Here is a 20525-nt window from a genome sequence, read left to right on the forward strand (position 1 = left end):
TCGCAGGGCACCGCGGGGCTCGGCCGAAACAGTTTGTGTGGCTGATGGCTTGCTTGGCTTATGGCTGGTATGCCCACGAAACACATTCCTCTGTGCGGCCGCTTGCTCCACTGTCAGGGTCACCACATGGACCCGGCCGTTGTCGGCCAGTTGCCATCGTCCCCAGGAACAGACACCGCCAATTCCACGGACCCCGCGAGCAAGGAGACGTCGCCCCCGCCGTCAGTCGTTAGAAAACAGGATGTCAATCTGCTCCTTGCCGAACAGACGGATGTCTTGGCGACGACAGCGGCCGCGGAGGTTCAGCCGATATCGTGCCGTCACACAACAAGAACTTCGGGAGGAACAACAGCATGAAGCGCCGTCAATTCTTCAAGGGTGCCGCCGTCGCCGCCGGTGCCTCCACGCTTGCGGCCCCGGCCATCGCACAGTCGGAGCCGACGATCCGCTGGCGCTGCGTGTCCAGCTTCCCGAAGAACATCGACGTGCTCTATGGCAGCGCCGAGGTGATGGCGAAGAACGTCGCCGAGGCCACAGACGGCAAGTTCCAGATCCAGGTCTTCGCCGCCGGCGAGGTGGTCCCGGCGCTGCAGGCGCTGGACGCCGCCAGCAATGACACCGTCGAGATGTGCCATACCGCGTCCTACTATTATGTCGGCAAGGATCCGGCCTTCGCCTTCGGCTGCTGCCTGCCCTTCGGCCTGAACACCCGCCAGCAGAACGCTTGGTTCTATCACGGCGAAGGCGGCAAGCTGCTGGAGGAGTTCTATGCCGGCTACAACCTGAAGGCGCTTGCCGGCGGCAACACCGGCTCCCAGATGGGCGGCTGGTTCCGCAACGAGATCAAGAGTGTCGAGGACCTGAAGGGTCTGAAGTTCCGCATCTCCGGCCTGGGCGGCCAGATCCTGGCCAAGCTGGGCGTGGTGGCGCAGCAGGTCGGCGGCGGCGACATCTACCCGGCGCTGGAACGCGGCACCATCGACGCCGCGGAGTTCAACGGTCCCTACGACGACGAAAAGCTCGGGCTCTACAAGATCGCGCCCAACTATTATTATCCGGGCTGGTGGGACGGCACCTCGCTCCAGCATTTCTTCATCAACACCAACCGCTGGAACAGCCTGCCGAAACACTATCAGGCTGCCCTGACCGCGGCCGCGGCGCTGGCAAACGTCGACAGCGTCGCGCGCTACGACGTGCTGAACCCGGCGGCCCTGAAGCGCGTGGTCGCCAGCGGCGCCAAGCTGCGCGCCTTCCCGCAGGACGTGCTGCAGGCCAGCCACAAGGCGGCGATGGACCTCTATGACGAGCTGTCGGAAAAGAACCCGGCCTTCAAGAAGTTCTACGAGAGCTACCGCCGCTTCCAGAACGATTCGAACCTGTGGCTCCAGGCATCGGAATATGCCTACGACAGTGCCACCCTTCGCCTGACCCGGCGCTGATCCGCCGTCTCTCCGTGCGATATCCCAGCCATGACCGGGTGGCGGCACAGCCGCTCCCGGCCGTGGCGTCGTCGCGGCGTTCGCGACCGGTCTTCCGGGAGAAGCTGCCCCCATGACGAGACCACCCCCCTCCCCCCTGATGACGGCCCTCGTGCGGGCTTGCCAACTGGTCGACACGGTCACCGCGTGGCTGGGCAAGACGATATCCTGGCTGATCCTGCTGGCGATCCTGGTGTCGGCCGTCAACGCCGTCGTCCGCAAGCTGTTCGACGTCAGCTCCAACTCGTGGCTCGAACTGCAATGGGTGCTGTTCGCCGCCGTGTTCCTGCTCTGCTCCCCCTGGACGCTGCGGGACGACGAACACATCCGCATCGACATCGTCAACGCGATGCTGAGAAAGCGCGCGCGCGACGGCATCGACCTGTTCGGCCATATCGCCTTCCTGCTGCCTTTCAGCTTCGTGATGATGATCACCTCCTGGCCCTTCGCACTCGCCTCCTTCACTATCGAAGAGCAATCGATGAACGCGGGCGGCTTGCCGCAATGGCCGGCGAAGCTGCTGATCCCCCTGGGCTTCACCGTACTGTTCGTCCAGGGCCTGTCCGAGCTGGTCAAGCGCGCCGCGATCATGGCCGGCCATCTGGAGGATGCCAATCAGCGGGCCGGGGGTCATCAGGCGGCCGCCGAGGCCGAGGCCGAGCGGCTGCTCGCCGCCGAGCGCGAGCGAACCGCCCATCCCGACACCCTTCCCAGCCGGTAGACGCGCGATGAGCACGACCTCCCCCTCCCTTTCGACGCGCACCGCCCGGCTGTCCGTCATCTCCCTGCTGCTGCTGGCCGCCGTCGCCGTGGCGCTCTATGTGCTTCCGGTGCCGGGGGCTGGCGCGCTCGCCGAACAGGATGGCTGGCGCGGCTGGTTCGGCCACAACATGGCGCCGATCATGTTCGGCGTGCTGGTGGTCATGCTGCTGCTGGGTTATCCGGTCGCCTTCGCGCTCGCCGCCAACGGCCTGCTGTTCGGCCTGATCGGCATCGAGCTTGGCCTGTTTCGCCCCGACCTGTTCCAGGCCCTGCCGGAGCGCGTCTACGGCACGATGAACAACGACGTGCTGCTGGCGGTGCCCTTCTTCACCTTCATGGGACTGGTGCTGGAGCGCTCCGGCATGGCCGAGGATCTGCTCGACACCATCGGGCAGCTGTTCGGTTCGATCCGCGGCGGCCTGGCCTATGCCGTCATCTTCGTCGGCGCCCTGCTGGCGGCGACGACCGGCGTGGTCGCCGCCTCGGTCATCTCCATGGGGTTGATCTCGCTGCCGATTATGCTCCGCTACGGCTACGACCGCCGTCTGGCATCCGGCATCATCGCCGCGTCCGGCACGCTGGCCCAGATCATCCCGCCGTCGCTGGTGCTGATCGTCATGGCCGACCAGCTCGGCCGCTCCGTCGGCGACATGTACGAGGCCGCCTTCGTCCCTGGCCTGCTGTTGTCGAGCCTGTACGCCCTCTACGTCTTCGTCGTCTCCATGATCTGGCCCAACTCCGCGCCCGGACTCCCTCCTGAGGCCATCGCCTACCGCGAGCCCAACGGCGCGCGCGGCGTCTGGCAGCTCGGCATGCTGGCGCTGTTCTCGGGAGCCGTCGCCTATTGGGTGATGGGCCGCACCGATGTGAAATCCGGCGCCGACTATGTCGTGCTGCTGCTGTCGGTGGCTGTGACTGTGGCCTTCCTGGCCGCCACCTTCAACCGGACCTTCGGCGCGCGGCGTCTGGTGCTTCAAACCGCGGTGACGGCGGTTCTGACGGCGGGAGCGGCGTGGCTGACGCTGAACGGCTGGTCCACCCTGGCCCTGATCGGCGATTCCGTCGCAGCCGGCGCGCTCTACGCCCTGGCCGTGGCCTTGGTGGAGCGGGCCAGCGGCCGGCGGCTGATCTCCCGCATGGCGGAACAGGCGACCTTCGTCATGGTGCCGCCGCTGGCGCTGATCTTCCTGGTACTCGGCACGATCTTCATCGGCCTCGCCACCCCGACCGAGGGCGGCGCCATGGGTGCCGTCGGCGCGCTGTTGCTGGCGGCGATGAAGAAGCGGCTTAGTCTCGACATGGTGCGTCAGGCCACCTACTCGACGGCGAAGCTGGCGGCCTTCGTGCTGTTCATCCTGATCGGGGCGCGGGTGTTCTCGCTCACCTTCTACGGCGTCAACGGCCATGTCTGGGTCGAGGAGCTGATGGTCTCATTGCCGGGCGGACAGATGGGCTTCCTGATCGCCGTCAGCGTGATGGTGTTCCTGCTCGCCTTCTTCCTCGACTTCTTCGAGCTGGCCTTCATCGTCATCCCGCTTCTGGCTCCGGCGGCCGACCGGCTGGGCATCGATCTGGTGTGGTTCGGCATCATCCTGGCGGTGAACATGCAGACCAGCTTCATGCACCCGCCCTTCGGCTTCTCCTTGTTCTTCCTGCGCTCGGTGGCGCCCAAGCTGCCCTACATCGACCGGGTGACGAAGAAGGAAACCGCGCCGGTCCTGACCAGCCAGATCTATTGGGGGGCGGTGCCCTTCGTCGTCATCCAGCTGGTGATGGTGGCGCTGGTGATCGCCTTCCCGCAGATGGTCATGCATTACAAGTCCGCCGCGGTCAAACTGGACGACAAGCAGATCGAGGAGCAGTTCCAGGGGCTGGGCAACAGCCTGGACGACGACATGCCGCCGCTGGAATTCAAGTGAGACAAGGAGGAATGACACCATGCGCATCGCCGTCGTAGGAGCCGGCGCCGTGGGCGGCGCGCTGGCTGGGTATCTCGCCGCGACCGGCTGGCACCAGCTGTCGCTGCTGGCGCGCGGGGAGCATCTGACGGCGATCCGCGAGCGCGGGCTGACCGTCCAGACGCCGAAGGGAACGTTGACGTGCAGACCGCAGGCCAGCGACTCCGCCGCCGAACTGGGCCCGCAGGACGTGGTGATCGTCACGGTCAAGGGGCACGGGCTGCCGGCGCTGGCGTCGTCCTTTCCGGCGCTCTGCGGCCCGGACACGCTGGTGGTGGCGGCGCAGAACGGCGTCCCCTGGTGGTATCTGTACGGCGCCGGGGACCACGTGACGCCGGAACCGCTGGACGTGGTCGATCCCGGCGGCGCCATCTGGTCCGCGATCGGGCCGGAGCGGGTCGCCGCCTGTGTGATGGAGGTTCTCCCCGCCCGCATCGTCGAGCCGGGCATCGTCGCCCACACCGCCATGCCGGTGCTGGCCTTCGGCGCCCCCCGGCCCGGAGACCATGCCGCGAAGCTGGCGGCCCTGGTCGATTCCTTCAACGCCGCCGGCGCCACCGCCCGCCTTCCCGGCGACATCCGCGTCACGCTGTGGAACAAGCTGATGCTCAACATGGCCGTCGGCCCGACCAGTGTGCTGACCGGCGCCACCATAGGCGCCATGGAACAGGCCCCCGGCATGGCCGCCGTCCAGGGCCGGCTGATGCGCGAATGCCTGGCCGTGGCGCGTGCCTGGGGCGTCGACCTACCCGACGACATCGACGAGCGGCTCGGCCGCGGCAGCGGCGTCCCCGGCCACAAGCCGTCGATGCTGCAGGATTTCGAAGCGGGACGGAGCATGGAGATCGACCCCATCGTGACCGCCGTCCTGGACCTGGCCCGCCGCCGCGGCGTGGCGGTGCCGACCATCGAGACGCTGTGGGCGCTGACCGCCCTGAAGGAGCGGGTGGCGCGCGCCGGCTGAACCCGCCCGCCGCCCCCGCCTCGAACGAACAGATTTCCGGAGAAGACTCGACATGTCCCCCGACACCCGCCCGATCACCAACTTCATCGCCGGCAGCTGGCGGCCGGGCCGCGACCGGCTCGACATTTTCAATCCCTCGGATCTCGACGAGTTGGCCGGGTCCTATACGCTGGCCGGGGCCGACGACGTGGCGGAGGCGGTGGCCGCCGCCCGCAGCGCCCAGCCGCAGTGGCGCGCCGCCACGGTGGAGCAGCGCTCGCTGGTGCTCGACGCCATCTCCCGCGCGCTGTTCGACGGCAAGGACGAACTGGCACGGATCGCCGCCGCCGAGGGCGGCAAGACCATCCCCGATGCCCTGGGCGAGATCGTCCGCGCCGCCCATCTCGCCCGCTTCTTCTCGGCGGAGGCGTTACGGGCGCCGGGCGAGACGCTGGGCTCGGTGCGGCCGGGGGTCGAGGTGGACGTGACCCGCGAGCCGGTCGGCGTCATCGGTCTGGTGACGCCCTGGAACTTCCCGGTCGCCACGCCGATGTGGAAGATCGCCCCGGCGCTGGCCTTCGGCAATGCGGTGATCTGGAAGCCGTCGGAAAAGACCCCCGGCATCTCCATCGCCGTCACCCGCATCATCGCAGCGGCTCTCGAAGCGCACGGCATGCCGGCCGGCCTGTTCAATCTGGTGATCGGCGCCGGTCCGAATGTCGGCGCGGCGGTGGTCGATGCGGTGGACGCGGTGTCCTTCACCGGGTCCGTCAACACCGGACGGCGCATCGCCGTGCGCTGTGCCGAGCGGATGATCCGCGTCCAGCTCGAATTGGGCGGTCAGAACCCGCTGGTGGTGCTGGGCGACGCCGATCCGGAGCGCGCCGCCGAGATCGGCGTCAACAGCGCCTATTTCCATGCCGGTCAGCGCTGCACCGCCACCGGCCGCTTCATCGTCGAGGACAGCATCCACGACGCCTTCGTCGCCGCGATGGTGGAGCGGATGGCGGCTCTGCGCGTCGGCCACGCCCTGTTGCCGGAGACGCAGATCGGCCCGGTGATCGACGAGTTCCAGCTGACCAAGAACCTGCAATACATCGACACCGGCCTGAACGAGGGCGCCCGGCTGGCGTCGGGCGGCACGCGCCTGGAACGGCCGACGCGCGGCTACTTCCTGGCCCCGACCCTGTTCACCGAAACCAGCAACGCCATGACCATCAACCGCGAGGAGGTGTTCGGACCGGTCGCCAGCGTCATCCGCGTCAGGGATTACGAGGAGGCGCTGGCCGTCGCCAACGACACCGATTACGGCCTGTCGTCGGGCATCATCACCAACTCGATGAAACACGCCCGCCATTTCCAGGCGAACATCCAGGCCGGCATGACCATGCTGAACCTGCCGACGGCGGGCGTCGACTACCACGTTCCGTTCGGCGGCCGGAAGATGTCGAGCTATGGCCCGCGCGAGCAGGGACGCTCGGCCATCGAATTCTACACCATCATCAAAACGGCCTACCGCGCGCTGTGACGCGGGCCCGAAGCCCAGGGAGAGCTCCCTTGCCGAACGACATTCAGACCAGCGGGCAGACCAGCGGGCAAACCGCCCTCCGGCCGGACTTCGAGACGGCCGTACTCGCCCCGATCCGTGCCATCGTCGGCGACCGCGGCCTGATCACCGATCCCGACACCATGAAGCCCTTCATGGAATCCTGGCGCGACGGCTGGGTCGGCCGGTCGCCCGCCGTGGTGCTGCCCGACAGCACCGAGGCTCTCGCCGCCGTCGTCCGCGTCTGCGCTGAAACCCGCACCCCGATCGTGCCCCAGGGCGGCAACACCGGATTGACCGGGGCCAGCCAGCCGCATGCCGACGGATCGGAGATCGTCATCTCCACCAACCGGCTGAACCGCATCCGCGAGATCGACATCGACAACGACACGATGACGGTGGAGGCCGGCTGCATCCTCGCCAACATCCAGAACGCGGCGCGCGACGTCGGGCGGCTGTTCCCGATGAGCCTCGCCGCCGAAGGGTCGTGCCAGATCGGCGGCAACATCGCGACCAACGCCGGCGGCGTGCAGGTCGTGCGCTACGGCAACATGCGCAACCTCGTGGCCGGGCTGGAGGTGGTGCTGCCCGACGGCCGGATCTGGGACGGGCTGCGCGGCCTGCGCAAGGACAATGCCGGCTACGACCTGAAACAGATCTTCATCGGGTCGGAAGGCACGCTGGGCATCGTCACCGCCGCGGTGCTGAAGCTGTCACCGCTGCCGCGCGCCACCGCCACCGCCCTGGTGGCCGTGTCGGCCCCCAGCGACGCCGTCGATCTGCTGACCCGCGCCAAGGGCGTGGCCGGCGACCGCATCGTCACCTTCGAGCTGATCCAGCGCGCCTGCATCGACGTGGCCCGCCGCCATGTGCCGGATGTGCCCGATCCGCTGCGCGACCGCTATCCTTGGTACGTGCTGGTGGAGCTGGCCGATCAGGACTCCGGCAACCGGCTGGCCGAAATGCTGGAAAGCATCCTCGAGGCGGGGATGGAGGCCGGCGAGGTGCTGGACGGCGTGGTCGCAGCATCGAAGGCCCAGGCCGATTCGCTGTGGCGCATCCGCGAAGGCATCCCGGAAGGGCAGAAGCGTGAGGGCGTGTCCTTCAAGCACGACGTTTCGGTGCCGATCTCCCGCGTTGCGCGCTTCCTCGACCGCACCGACGCGGCGCTGGAGCGGGCCTGTCCGGGCATCCGCCCCTTCTCCTTCGGCCATCTCGGCGACGGCAACATCCATTACAACCCGATCCAGGCGGAAGACGGCGACCCGGCCGAATGGCGGGCGAAGCTGGCGACGGTCAATGCCATCGTCCACGACATCGTCGTCGATCTCGGCGGATCGATCTCGGCCGAGCATGGCATCGGCCGCCTGCGCATCGACGAGATGCCGCGCTACAAATCCCCGGTGGAATTGGAGATGATGGCGACGCTGAAGCGTGCCTTCGATCCGCACAACATCATGAATCCGGGAAAAATCCTGCATTCATCCGGAGTGGCGCCGTGACGTTTGGTCATTTGAAGGACTGGATTGGCCGGGTGGAGAGGCGGACGGACACCGCCGCCGCCGCACCGCTGGCCGGGCTGGCGGCGACGCTAGACCACGACACCCCGCCCTGGCCGGCGGGGGAGTTGCCGCCGCTCGGCCACTGGCTGCATTTCCTCCCCAACACGCCGCAGCGGGACATCGCCGAGGACGGCCACCCGCGCAAGGGCGGTTTCCTGCCGCCGGTGCCGCTGCCCCGCCGGATGTGGGCCGGCAGCGACATGCGCTTCCTAGCGCCGATCCCCATCGGTGCGGAGATGCGGCGAACCTCCACCATCGAATCGGTGGAGCACAAGGCCGGCCGGTCGGGCGAGATGGTGTTCGTCAGCGTGATGCATGAGATCGCGACCGATGCCGGCGTCGCCATCCGCGAAAAGCAGGACATCGTCTACCGCGAAGCCGCCAAGCCGGGCGAGGCGGCGCCCCCGGCATCCGCCGATCCGCTGCCCGCGGCCGACTGGACCGGCAGCGTTACCCCCGATCCGGTGCTGCTGTTCCGCTATTCGGCACTGACCTTCAACGGCCACCGCATCCATTACGACCGCCCCTACTGCCGCGAGACGGAAGGCTATCCGGGGCTGGTGGTGCATGGACCGCTGACGGCGACCCTGCTGATGGATCTGGTGCTGCGCAATCTCGGCGACCGTAGCGTCGCCGGCTTCCGCTTCCGCGCCCGCCGGCCGCTGTTCGACACCGCGCCCTTCACGCTGAACGCGGCGGAGAGGGGGGATGGCGAGATCCATGGATGGGTTGTCGGTTCGGACGGTCAGGTCGCCATGACGGCCGAATTCGCGGTCACGCCATGAGCGAAGCGGTTCGAGACGGAGAAATTGCCGGCCAGCGGCCCCGTCGCAGCTGGCTGTTCACCCCGGCGACGCGCCCGGACCGCTTCGACCGTGCCGCGCGGTCCGGCGCCGATGTCCTGATCATCGATCTGGAGGACGCCGTGCCGCCTGCCGACAAGGCGGCGGCGCGCGATGCTGCGTTGACCGCCCTGGCGGCACCTGCCGCGCCAATCCTGCGGGCGCTGCGCATCAACGCACCGGTAACGTCCGAGGGTCTCGAGGATTTGCTGGCCCTGATGCGCCGCCCGCAAAATGGCGGGCCGGATTTCGTCATCGTGCCGAAGGTCGACAGTGCCGAGATGATCCGCTGGGTCGACACGCTTCTGAGCGGAGCGGGCGGGCCCTTGCCGCTGGTGGCGCTGATCGAATCCGCCCATGGCGTCGCGGCGGTGGAGGACATCGCCTGCGCATCGCCCCGGTTGGCCGCCCTGTTCTTCGGTGCCGCCGACCTGTCCGCCGAGTTGGGCTGCGCCACCGCGTGGGAGCCGCTGCTGTCCGCGCGGTCCCGGCTGATCAATGCCGCGGCGCTGGCGGGCATCGAAGCGGTGGACTCCCCCTTCTTCGATCTGACCGATAACGCCGGGATGCAGCGGGAAGCCGCCGCCGCACTGGCACTGGGATTCGGGGCCAAGGCGGCAATCCATCCCGGCCAGATATCCACCATCAACGCGACATTCACCCCGACCGAAGCCGAGATCGCCCAGGCCCGCCGCATCGTGGCGGAAAGCGCCAAAGGCGTTTCGGTGGTCGATGGCCGCATGATCGACGAAGCGATGGCGCGCAAGGCCCGCCGCATCCTGTCCCGCGCCACATGTGCGGCCCAGCCGCAAGAGGACCGACTGCCATGAAAATTCTCGTCCCCGTCAAGCGGGTCGTCGACTACAACGTGAAGATCCGCGTCAAGGCGGATGGCAGCGGCGTCGAGACCGCCAACGTGAAGATGAGCATGAACCCCTTCGACGAGATCGCCGTCGAAGAGGCCGTCCGCCTGAAGGAGGCCGGCAAGGCGACCGAAATCGTCGTCGTGTCCGTCGGCCCGACCCAGGCGCAGGAGACGCTGCGCACCGCTCTCGCCATGGGCGCCGACCGCGCCATCCTGGTCCAGACCGACGTGACCACCGAGCCGCTCGCCGTCGCCAAGGTCCTCAAGTCCCTGGTCGAGAAGGAGGCGCCGGGACTGGTGATCCTCGGCAAGCAGGCGATCGACGACGACTGCAACCAGACCGGCCAGATGCTGGCCGCCCTGCTCGGCTGGGGCCAGGGCACCTTCGCCTCGAAGGTCGTTGCCGGCGACGGCACGGTCGCGGTTACCCGCGAGATCGACGGCGGCCTGGAGACGGTGGAGTTGAAGCTGCCGGCGGTGGTCACCGCCGACCTGCGCCTCAACGAGCCGCGCTATGCCTCACTGCCCAACATCATGAAGGCGAAGAAGAAGCCGCTGGAGACGGTTTCGCCGGATGCGCTGGGTGTCGATGTGACGCCGCGGCTGAAGACGGTAAAGGTCGCTGAGCCGGCGAAGCGTCAGGCCGGCATCAAGGTGCCGGACGTCGCCACCCTGGTCGACAAGCTGAAGAACGAGGCGCGGGTGATCTGAGGACTGGTTGCACCGGGTGCCCCCTCCCTAACCCTCCCCCGCTCTCGCGGGAGAGGGAACTCCGCCGCTTCGGCATTTACGTCACGCCGACAAGCGTCCTACCCCCTCTCCCGCAAAGCGGGGGAGGGATGGGGAGGGGGCAATCCGGAGCCCGCAGCCGATACCTCGCCACCCGCCAACCAAGGACCCGCCCCATGCCCATCCTGATCCTCGCCGACCACGACAACGCCAGCCTCAAGCCCGCCACCGCCCATGCGGTGACCGCCGCCGCCAAGCTCGGCGGCGACATCCACATCCTGGTCGCCGGCCGCAATGCCGCCCCCGCCGCGGATGCCGCCGCCAAGCTGGCCGGCGTCGCCAAGGTGCTGCTCGCCGACGACCCGGCCTACGAGCACGCTCTGGCCGAGCCGGTGGCGGCCCTGCTGGTGTCGCTGGCCCCCGGCTACAGCCATGTCCTCGCCGCCGCCACCTCCACCGGCAAGAACGTGCTGCCGCGCGTCGCCGCCTTGCTCGACGTGGCGATGATCTCCGACATCACCGCCGTGATCTCTTCGGACACCTTCGAGCGGCCGATCTACGCCGGCAACGCCATCGCCACCGTACAGTCGGCCGATGCGGTGAAGGTCGTCACCGTCCGCACCACCGCCTTCGAGGCTGCCGCCGCCACCAACGGCGCCCCGGTGGAAAGCGTCGCCGCCGTGGCCGACCCGGCCCTGTCGAGCTTCGTCTCGGCCGAGCTGTCGAAGTCGGAGCGTCCGGAGCTGACCTCCGCCCGCATCGTGATTTCCGGCGGGCGCGGCATGCAGTCGGGCGACAACTTCCACCTGCTGGAGGCCATCGCCGACAAGCTGGGCGCTGCGGTGGGCGCCAGCCGCGCCGCCGTCGATGCCGGTTTCGTGCCCAACGACTATCAGGTCGGGCAGACCGGCAAGATCGTGGCGCCGGACCTGTATGTTGCCGTCGGCATCTCAGGCGCGATCCAGCATCTGGCCGGCATGAAGGACAGCAAGGTGATCGTCGCCATCAACAAGGACGAGGAGGCGCCGATCTTCCAGGTCGCCGACTACGGCCTCGTCGCCGACCTGTTCAAGGCCCTGCCGGAGTTGCAGCAGGCGCTGTGACGCGGGACAAACGCACAAGGGCGTGCTGCCGCATGCCGGTAGGCCGGGAGGACGTCATCGGGCATCGTCACGTAGACAGCGGGGTTGGCGATCGTGACAAGGCTGATGCTGCGCGCCGTCTTCCGGCTGGCGCTACGCAGGACCGAAGGTCTGATCCCCTCCGTCCTGCAACTGCTCGGCCTCGGATGCCCGAACTCCATTCGCGTCACCTGATCGGCAGTGGGGCCGGGCGATTTCCACACCTCGACGCCTCGCTGCAAAACGCCGGGCGCTGCGTCAAAAGGCCGACAGGGATTCCTGAAGGAGAGTGCTACTAAGTGTCATCGCGCCACGGTGCGTCCTGAGTTCCTGCCCTGTCCTGGTGGGAAGGATATTGCGTGTTCAGACACTCACTGGCCCGGCTGGTGCTCGCCCTGCAATGGGCGTCTATTCTGGCATTGGGCCTGATCACCAGTCTCCTGGCGGGGCAGGAATGGCTCGCCTATCTCGACGCGCAGCGGATCGTCGGTTTGACGCATGCCGACCGCGTCCTTTTCCAGTCGATGACCGGTATCCGCTACGAGGTCGGCGTGACCGGCGTGGCGGTGCTGACGCACGACGATGCACGCGCGCTGGTCCATGAATCCTATCGGACGGTCGATGCCTACTACAGATCGGCGCTCGCCTCTATTGGCGAAACCGGCATCGAGGAACGGGATTCGATGCTCGAGGCGGCCCGGCAATCCTACGCCGCTCTCGAGCGCACGCGTGTCCTGATCGCGGAGCAGCTGCGGCATCCCCTGACGGACCGTGACATGGCCCCGGCGGAACCCTGGCGTCAGGCGATGTTCGATGTGGTCGGTCGGCTCGGCGATGCCTCCATCGCGGTCGGCAACACTGTGCGGATGCTCGACCCCACCATCGCCGAACTGGTGCAGGTGCGGCAGTCGTCCTACGTCATTCGCGAACGGTATGGACGCCCGTGTTCCACCTTCCGGCCCAACATCCAGCGCAATGTGCCGCTCGATCGCGGTCAGCTGGAGGCATGGAGGGAGGATGTCGGTGCCTACACGTCCCGCTGGCGGGATCTTGAGACCATTCTGCGACGTCCCGGAGCGCCTGCTCAGCTGATCGAGGATGTTCGGGCCGGCCGCCTCATCACGGAGGCGGTGCAGGCACGGATGGACGAGATCCTCCACGGATTGAACGGATCCGGGGGGCCGGCCATGCCGGCTGCCGAATGGTCGCAACTGTGCGTCTCCGCCTACGACGCAATCCTGACGCTCGGCGAGCATGCGCTCGACCTTGCCATCGCCCGCGCCGACGAGCGCAAGGCGGAGGCCTTCCTGATGCTGGTGGGCATGGCCGGGCTGGCGGTGACCAGCCTCCTGCTTGGAGGATTGTCGATCGTCGTGGTGCGGCGGCGTCTGTCGCAGCCGATGACGACGCTGGTCGCCACCATCGGCCGGCTGTCGCGGCAGGAGTTCGACGCACCGGTGCCCGCGACCGGCTATCCGGACGAGACGGGGGTGATGGCGGGCGCGCTGGAGGAATTGCGGATCGGCGCACTGCGGGCGCAGCATCTGCATCGCCTGCTCGACGAGGCGCGGGACGGTGAGATCAGGCAGGCGAACGAACTCAACCGCGCCAAGACCGCCTTCCTTGCCACCATGAGCCACGAGGTGCGGACTCCCCTGAACGGCATCCTGGGCATGGTTCAGTTGCTCGAGGACAGCCCGCTGACGGACCGGCAGAGGCAATGGCTCGACGCGATCTCGAAGTCCGGCTCCCTTCTGCTGGCCGTCCTCAACGATGTCCTCGATTTCTCGAAGATCGAGGCCGGGCGGATGGAGTTGGAAGCCATTCCCTTCAGCCCGGAAAGCCTCCTGCAGACCGTCACCGCGACCATGAAGCCCCAGGCCGCTGCCAAGGGCCTGTCCTTCCATTGCGAGCATCCGCCCCTGCCTGCCTCGCTGCTGGGCGATCCGGCGAAGCTCGGTCAGGTGCTGCTGAACCTTGTCAGCAACGCCGTGAAGTTCACGCACGCCGGCGGCGTCACCCTGAGCGCCCGGTGCCTGGAAGAGGCTGCCGGATCGGGTCGGGTTCGCCTGGAATTCAAGGTTGTCGACACCGGCATCGGTATGACGCCGGAGGCGGTCGGCCATGTGTTCGACGCCTTCGCGCAAGGCGATTCGTCGATCACACGGCGCTTCGGCGGCACGGGGCTGGGCCTTGCCATCTGCAAGCGCATCGTCGGGATGATGGGCGGCGACATCGCCGTGACCAGCGTTCCAGGCCGCGGCAGCACCTTCACGGTCGTGCTGGAGGTCCCGGAAGCGGTAACGGGCCCCGGTGTTGCAGGCCTTCCCGCCCTTGCCGAGCCGCTGCCCAGCCTGTCGATCCTGCTGGCCGAGGACAACGAGGTGAACGCCGCCGTTGCCGTCACGATGCTGGAGCGGATGGGGCACACGGTCACCCATGCCGCGGACGGCTGTACCGCGGCGAAGCTGGCGGCTGAGACCGACTATGATGTCGTGATCACCGATCTCGCCATGCCGGGTCTGGATGGCGTCGGGTTGACGCGCTGCATCCGTGCCCTGCCGCACGTGACGCGTCGTGAGGTGCCCGTCGTGGCGCTCACCGCCGACGTGGCGACCGACCGCCTGCAGCATTGCCTCGCCGCGGGCATGACCGGCTATCTGGAAAAGCCGTTCCGCCGGGATGACATCGAACGGGTACTGGCGGAGTCCATCGGCGCCCTGGAGGCGATCTGCCGGCCACCGTCCGAGACCACCCTGACGCTGCTGGAAGAGCGCGCGAACGATCTTGGCGAAGAGCTTGCGGGCCGGATCGTCGAACTGTTTGCGACAACCGCTCCGGCCCTGTCCGCCGAGGCGGCGGAAGCCGCCAGGATCGGCGATGCCGGGGCGTTCGGCGACGCGGTGCACAGGCTGAAGGGAGCGGCCGGTCAGGTCGGCCTGCGGACACTGGCGCAGTTGGCACGGCAGGCGGAACAGGCGGCGGCCAGCCATCCGGAGCGCATTCGCGACTGTGCCGAGGCGATCACGGCGGAGGTTCCGCTGGCCGTGAGGGCGCTGCACGATGCCTGGGTCGACGTGCTCAGCGAACGGGCCCGGCGAACCGGTAGCCCACCCCGTGTTCCGTGACGATCAGGTGCGGATCGGCCGGATCGGCTTCGATCTTCCGGCGCAGGCGTGCGATCAGGACATCCACCGTTCGGTCGTTCGGCGGTCCGTCGCGATGGCTGATCTGGTCCAGCAGGGTGTCGCGCGACAGCACCTGTCCGGGATGGCGGATCAGCGCGGCGAGCAGTTCGAACTCGCCACGGGTGAGCCGGACCTCGTGCCCATCGGTGGTGGTCAGGATGCGTTGGGACAGGTCGAAGGTCCAGTTGGCGAAGCACCGCGTGAGGTTGTGCCGCTCCGGCCGGAAACCGTCCGTGCTGCGCCGCAGGACGGTGCGGACCCGCGCCAGCAGTTCGCGCGGTGAAAAGGGCTTGGTGATGTAATCGTCCGCCCCCAGTTCCAGCCCGAGGACGCGGTCGATTTCGTCCGACCGGCTGGTCACGAAAATGACCGGCAGACCCGAGCGACTGCGCAGTTCCCGGATGATGCTCAGCCCATCCTCGCCGGGCAGGCGGATGTCCAGCAGAACCAGATCCACCCGTTCCCGGCTAAGGACGCCATGAAGACCACGTGCATCCTCCACCGCGGTGATCCGGTAACCCTCCCGTTCAAGATACCCGGCAAGGGTTTCACGGGCGACCGGCTCGTCCTCCACAACAACGAGATGAAAATCATTCATACTCAACATCCCTGGTGCGCCGTCTGCGACATATCGTCCTGTTAATATCCTGTTCGCAACCTGACGAACGCGTATTCATACCAGCCGGATATCTCCTGATCCAAGTATTCCGCAACTGGCGGACGGAACAGGAGAGCCGAAATGTTTGGTCGGACCTCACGACTACGGAAATGGCTGAAGAAGCCTGTCGGCGTCGGAGCGATGGTTGCGGTGGCGGTGCTGTCTGCCGGCGGCGCCTTGGCGGCGTGGGGGACCTTCTCGGTCGTCATCGAAAAAACCAACTCGCTGGAGTTCTGCGTTTCCTGCCACTCGATGCAGGCGACCGTCTATCAGGAGTATCAGAACTCCCCCCATTTCAAGAACGCGTCGGGCGTGCGCGCCATCTGTTCCGACTGCCATGTGCCCAAGCCCTTCATCGACAAGATGATCGCCAAGGTCACCGCGGCGAAGGACGTCTATCACACGGTGCTCGGCACGATCGATACGCCGGAGAAGTTTGAGAAGAACCGGCTGCACATGGCGAAGACGGTGTGGGCCAAGATGGAGGCCACGGATTCGCGCGAATGCCGGTCGTGCCATTCCCAGGACGCCATGGACGTCCATAAGCAGCGCCCGAAGGCCCAGAGCCTCATGGCGAAGGGGATGGAGCAGGGACAGACCTGCATCACCTGCCACAAGGGCATCGCCCACAAGCTTCCCGACATGTCGAGCGGCTACCGGGCGATGCTGACCGAGTTGAAGGACGCAGCCCCGGCCAAAAGCGGCTCCGCCGGCACGCTCTATGCCTTCGAGAGCACCGAACTCTACAGCGAACGGCCCGAAGGGACCCCCGGCAAGGGTGACGGCACCGTCTTCCCGCTGACGGAGGCCAAGGTTCTGGAGCGCCAGGGCGACTTCGCCAGGGTGGAGGTCCAGGGCTGGCTGCAGGAAGGCGCCGGCCGCCTGCTGGTGGCAGCCAAGGCCCGGCGCATCTTCCAGATCACGATGACGCCGAAACTGGCCGACAGCGTCGCCAGACAGGGCGAGGCGGAAAGCGATCCCGACACCGGCCTGTCCTGGCAGCAGGCCAGCGTGACCGGCTGGGTGAAGAGCGCGGCCTTCACCGCCGACCGCACGGCACTCGATGCCTATGGCGCGGAGATGGCCGGCGCGGCTTGCGGCTCCTGCCACAGCCAGCCCCATGCCGACCATTTCCCGGCCAACCAATGGATCGGGATCATCAAGGACATGAAGGACAGCACCGCGCTCAGCGCCGAAGACGTGCGGTACCTCCAGTCCTACCTCCAGCGCCAGGCAAAGGACATGGCGAAGCACGGCTCCTGAGCCTGGGCTGCGCCAAACCCACCCATCAAGACGGAGACAGACGCCATGTCCGCCCGGTCCCTTTCCGCCACCGAACTCGCCGACATCTGCGGCGAACTTGCCGGCATCTTCGGGGCGCCTCTCGAACTCGAAGACATCCGCGCCCTGCGCCGGCACGGCAGCTTCGGGCCGCTCCAAGCGCTTGGCGCAGACCCGCTCTACGCGATCGATCTCCGGCGCGCGCTGGCCGCGGTGCTGGCCCCGGCTTCCGACGAGGAGGCGGTTTCGCTGCTCAACAGCAGCTACTGCCAGCTGTTTCTCGGCATCGGCGGAGCCGCCGGCGCTCCTCCCTTCGAATCTGCCTATCGCGGTACCGGGCGCCTGTTCCAGGGGCCGGCGGACAGCATGGCGGAGCTTCTCGCATCCTGCGGGCTGCAGCCGGCGGACGGCTTCGCCGAGCCGACCGATCATGTCGCCATCGAACTGTCCGCCTTGGCCCTGCTGATACGGCCCGGCGCCGGCATGCCCGATATCGCCGACGGGCAGGCCGTTGCCTTGCGCGAGCGTCTGGTCGAATGGGTCCCCACCCTCGCCCGGGCCTGTGCCCGGTTCGATCGTTCCGGCTTTTACGCGCCGCTGGCGGCCCTGCTCACGAACCTGCTCGAAGACGGCACCCTGGCTCTGGCCACCTGACCAGCCGGCCTTCCGACCGAGTCTTTTGAAAAGGAAAATCTCTCATGATGGAACAAGACACACTGCGCATCTCCCGGCGCCGGTTCCTGCAGACGACGTCGGCGGCCGCGGCACTCGGCAGCCTGTCGGGAATGCCCTTCGGGCTGTCGAAGGCCTTTGCGGCGCCCGCGAGTGCGGCCGTGGCGGACGGCGAGTATCTCCAGGCTTCGCACTGGGGCGCCTTCTGGGCCAAGATCGAGAAGGGCCGCTTCGTTTCGTTGCGCCCGTGGGAGAAGGACCCGCACCCCAGCCCGCAGCTGCTGGGCGCCTGGGATCAGGTCTATTCGCCGACGCGGATCCGCTATCCGATGGTCCGCCGCGCCTGGCTGGAAAAGGGGCCGGGGGCCGCGCCGGAGACCCGCGGCGCCGGTGATTTCGTCCGCGTGAGCTGGGAGAAGGCGCTCGACCTCGTCGCGGGCGAGATCAAGCGGGTGCAGACCGATTTCGGTCCCTGGGGCATCTACACCGGCTCCTACGGCTGGGGTCCGATCGGCCGCGTCGGCAACCCGCAAACGATGCTGAAGCGCCTGATGAACCTGACCGGCGGCAGCGTGGTGTCGTCCAGCAATTACTCGAAGGCCGGGATCGAAGCGATCATGCCTTATGTGGTGGGCTCGATCGACGCCGAGGGGCCGCAAACCAGCCACCAGACCATTCTCGACAACACCGACCTGATCGTCTTCTGGGCCTGCGATCCGCTGAAGAACAACCAGATCTCGGCGGCCATTCCCGACCATGGCGAATATGGCTGGTTCGAAGCCATGAAGAAGGCCGGGAAGAAGGCCGTCTTCATCGATCCGGTGCGGACCGAAGGCTGCAAGATGCTGGGGGCCGAATGGCTGCCGGTGCGGCCGCATTCCGACGTCGCCCTGGCGCTGGGCATGGCGCACACGCTGCTGGTCGAGAACCTGCACGACAAGGAGTTCCTGGAGAACTACACCTTCGGCTTCGATCAGTTCGCCCAGTATCTGCGCGGCGAGAAGGACGGCACGCCGAAGACCGCGGATTGGGCCGCCTCCCTGTGCGAGCTGCCGGCGGACACGATCCGCGACCTCGCCCGCCGCCTGACCAAAGGACGGTCGATGCTGGTCAGCGGCTGGACGCCGCAGCGTCAGCAGTATGGCGAGCAGTTCCCCTGGGCCTTCGTGACGCTGGCCGCCATGGTCGGGCAGATCGGCCTGCCGGGCGGCGGCTTCTGCCAGCGCTACCACCTGGACAATGCCGGCACACCCAGCGCCAACGCACCGGGTCTTGCCGGTTCGCTGCAGATCGGCAAGCGCAAGGAGATCAAGCCCTGGCCGAAGGAAAAGGGCACCACCAGCATTCCCTGCGCCCGCGTCGTCGACATGCTGCTGAATCCGGGAACGACCTACCAGCACAATGGCGGCACCCACATCTATCCTGAGATCAAGCTCTGCTATTGGGCGGGCGGCAATCCGTTCCACCACCATCAGGACCGCAACCGCATGGTCGAAGCCTGGGCGAAGATCCAGACCTTCATCGTGCAGGACTTCCAGTGGACGGCGACCGCGCGGCATGCCGACATCGTGCTGCCGGCCACCACCAGCGTCGAGCGCAACGACATCGAGCGGGTGGGCGTGGTCGCACGCAAGGCCGTCGTCGCGATGAAGCAGCTGATCGACCCGGTCTTCGAATCGCGCAACGACTACGACATCTTCGTCGAACTCGCCAAGCGGCTGGGCGTCGAGCCCGAATTCTCCGAAGGCAAGACGGAGCTGGAGCGCGTCCGCGAGATCTATGAGGACGCGCTGAAGCAGGCGACCGCCAAGAAGATCCCGATGCCGGATTTCGACACCTTCTGGAACAAGACCGGCGTGGTCGAATTCTCGACGCCGGATTCGGCGGTGCGGCGCACCAAATACGCCGATTTCCGTGAAGACCCGGTCATCAACGCATTGCCGACGGCGACCGGCCGCATCGAGATCTACTGCAAGGCCATCGAGAAGATGGGCTATGACGACTGCCCACCGCACCCGACATGGCTCGAACCCAGCGAATGGCTGGGCCAGCGGGAGCGGAAATACCCGCTGCACGTCAACTCCAGCCATCCGCAGTTCCGTCTGCACTCGCAGCTGAACGGCACGAAGGTGAGGGAGCTGTATGCCGTCGGCGGGCGCGAACCCTGCCGGATCAACAGTGCCGACGCTGCAGCCCGCGGCATCAAGTCCGGTGACGTCGTACGGGTCTTCAACGGCCGCGGCCAGTGTCTGGCCGGCGCGGTGGTCTCGGACGATATCCGGCCGGGCGTGATCGAACTGCAGGAGGGCGCCTGGTACGATCCGGCCGAGGGCGGCAAGCCCGGCACCCTGTGCAAGTACGGCGATCCGAACGTACTGACGCCGGACATCCCGACGTCCAAGCTGGGACAGGCCACCTCTGCGCACACCTGTCTGGCCGAAGTCGAGCTCTACAAGGGCACGCCTCCGGCGGTCACGGTGTTCGACACGCCGAAGGACGCGTAATCACCGTCCGGCAGCTGGCAGTCCCATTTCGCAAAGGGCTGCCGGCTGCCGGACGGACCATTCCAGGGGCCATCCAGGCCGAGGGCCCTACCATGGCGCGTATGGTATTTCTCAGCGATACGGAACGCTGCATCGAATGCAACGCCTGTGTCACCGCCTGCAAGAACGAGCATGATCTGCCCTGGGGCATGAACCGCCGCCGCGTCGTGACGACCAGGGACGGCAAGCCGGGCGAGCGGTCCATTTCGATATCTGCATGCACTGTTCCGATCCGCCCTGCCTCGCGGCTTGCCCAGTGAACAGCATCTATCGAACCGTCGACGGGGTGGTTCTGCACGACAAGGACCGATGCATCGGCTGCACACCGGCCGAGCGTCGCCGCCTGGCCGACTGCGGAGCGCTCACCCGCGGCGATC

Annotated in this window: 16 protein-coding genes and 1 pseudogene; 16 read left to right on the forward strand and 1 reads right to left on the reverse strand. The window is 67.3% G+C overall.

What is annotated here, in order from left to right; genetic code table 11:
• Positions 1–353: 353 nt before the first annotated feature.
• The 12 genes from FZ983_RS27900 (at position 354) to FZ983_RS27955 (ending at position 14934) form a co-directional block, all read left to right on the forward strand.
• Positions 354–1439, forward strand: a complete 1086-nt coding sequence (locus FZ983_RS27900) for a TRAP transporter substrate-binding protein (protein WP_149227561.1) — start codon at positions 354–356, stop codon at positions 1437–1439.
• Between the two features lie 112 nt (positions 1440–1551).
• Positions 1552–2199 carry a TRAP transporter small permease subunit gene (locus tag FZ983_RS27905; RefSeq protein ID WP_247884010.1) on the forward strand — a complete coding sequence of 216 codons (648 nt, stop codon included), beginning with the start codon at positions 1552–1554 and terminating at the stop codon, positions 2197–2199.
• Between the two features lie 169 nt (positions 2200–2368).
• A complete protein-coding gene (locus FZ983_RS27910) occupies positions 2369–4159 on the forward strand; it encodes a TRAP transporter large permease subunit (protein WP_149227648.1) in 1791 nt (596 codons plus the stop codon).
• Positions 4160–4178: 19 nt separating this feature from the next.
• Positions 4179–5162: a 2-dehydropantoate 2-reductase gene (locus tag FZ983_RS27915; protein ID WP_149227563.1), complete on the forward strand. Its 984-nt coding sequence runs from the start codon at positions 4179–4181 to the stop codon at positions 5160–5162.
• A 52-nt stretch (positions 5163–5214) separates the two neighbouring features.
• Positions 5215–6669 (forward strand): aldehyde dehydrogenase family protein, encoded by a 1455-nt coding sequence (locus FZ983_RS27920; protein WP_149227565.1) that lies wholly within the window; start codon positions 5215–5217, stop codon positions 6667–6669.
• A 29-nt stretch (positions 6670–6698) separates the two neighbouring features.
• A complete protein-coding gene (locus FZ983_RS27925; RefSeq protein WP_247884011.1) occupies positions 6699–8189 on the forward strand; it encodes an FAD-binding oxidoreductase in 1491 nt (496 codons plus the stop codon).
• A complete protein-coding gene (locus tag FZ983_RS27930) occupies positions 8186–9034 on the forward strand; it encodes a MaoC family dehydratase N-terminal domain-containing protein (protein ID WP_149227567.1) in 849 nt (282 codons plus the stop codon). The genes FZ983_RS27925 and FZ983_RS27930 overlap by 4 nt, the downstream gene beginning before the upstream one ends.
• On the forward strand, positions 9031–9921 hold the full coding sequence (locus tag FZ983_RS27935; protein ID WP_149227569.1) for an aldolase/citrate lyase family protein: 891 nt from the start codon (positions 9031–9033) through the stop codon (positions 9919–9921). The genes FZ983_RS27930 and FZ983_RS27935 overlap by 4 nt, the downstream gene beginning before the upstream one ends.
• Entirely contained in the window at positions 9918–10667 is a 750-nt protein-coding gene (locus FZ983_RS27940) for an electron transfer flavoprotein subunit beta/FixA family protein (protein ID WP_149227571.1), read from the forward strand. Before FZ983_RS27935 ends, FZ983_RS27940 begins: the two co-directional genes overlap by 4 nt.
• Positions 10668–10861: 194 nt before the next feature.
• The gene (locus tag FZ983_RS27945; protein WP_149221812.1) at positions 10862–11788 is read left to right on the forward strand and encodes an FAD-binding protein; all 927 of its coding nucleotides are present in this window, start codon (positions 10862–10864) and stop codon (positions 11786–11788) included.
• 93 nt (positions 11789–11881) lie between these two features.
• Positions 11882–12001, forward strand: coding sequence for a hypothetical protein (locus FZ983_RS27950; protein WP_247884012.1), 120 nt, complete (start codon positions 11882–11884; stop codon positions 11999–12001).
• 164 nt (positions 12002–12165) lie between these two features.
• Complete coding sequence (locus FZ983_RS27955) at positions 12166–14934, forward strand: ATP-binding protein (protein ID WP_149227573.1); 2769 nt, start codon at positions 12166–12168, stop codon at positions 14932–14934.
• Here the strand turns inward: FZ983_RS27955 and FZ983_RS27960 are convergent.
• Positions 14888–15592, reverse strand: a complete 705-nt coding sequence (locus tag FZ983_RS27960) for a response regulator (protein ID WP_149227575.1) — start codon at positions 15590–15592, stop codon at positions 14888–14890. The genes FZ983_RS27955 and FZ983_RS27960 overlap by 47 nt on opposite strands.
• Before the next feature lie 141 nt (positions 15593–15733).
• Here FZ983_RS27960 and FZ983_RS27965 point away from each other — a divergent pair, with 141 nt between their 5' ends.
• The 4 genes and pseudogenes from FZ983_RS27965 to FZ983_RS27980 all read left to right on the forward strand — a co-directional run.
• A complete protein-coding gene (locus tag FZ983_RS27965) occupies positions 15734–16915 on the forward strand; it encodes a NapC/NirT family cytochrome c (protein ID WP_149227577.1) in 1182 nt (393 codons plus the stop codon).
• A 45-nt stretch (positions 16916–16960) separates the two neighbouring features.
• Positions 16961–17587, forward strand: coding sequence for a molecular chaperone TorD family protein (locus FZ983_RS27970; protein WP_149227579.1), 627 nt, complete (start codon positions 16961–16963; stop codon positions 17585–17587).
• A gap of 44 nt (positions 17588–17631) precedes the next feature.
• The gene (gene torA / locus FZ983_RS27975; protein ID WP_149227582.1) at positions 17632–20109 is read left to right on the forward strand and encodes a trimethylamine-N-oxide reductase TorA; all 2478 of its coding nucleotides are present in this window, start codon (positions 17632–17634) and stop codon (positions 20107–20109) included.
• 92 nt (positions 20110–20201) lie between these two features.
• A pseudogene (locus tag FZ983_RS27980) lies at positions 20202–20470 on the forward strand (4Fe-4S dicluster domain-containing protein); the annotation flags it as partial.
• Positions 20471–20525: the final 55 nt, after the last annotated feature.

The sequence above is a fragment of the Azospirillum sp. B21 genome (genome assembly GCF_008364825.1).
Taxonomy (GTDB): Bacteria; Pseudomonadota; Alphaproteobacteria; order Azospirillales; family Azospirillaceae; genus Azospirillum.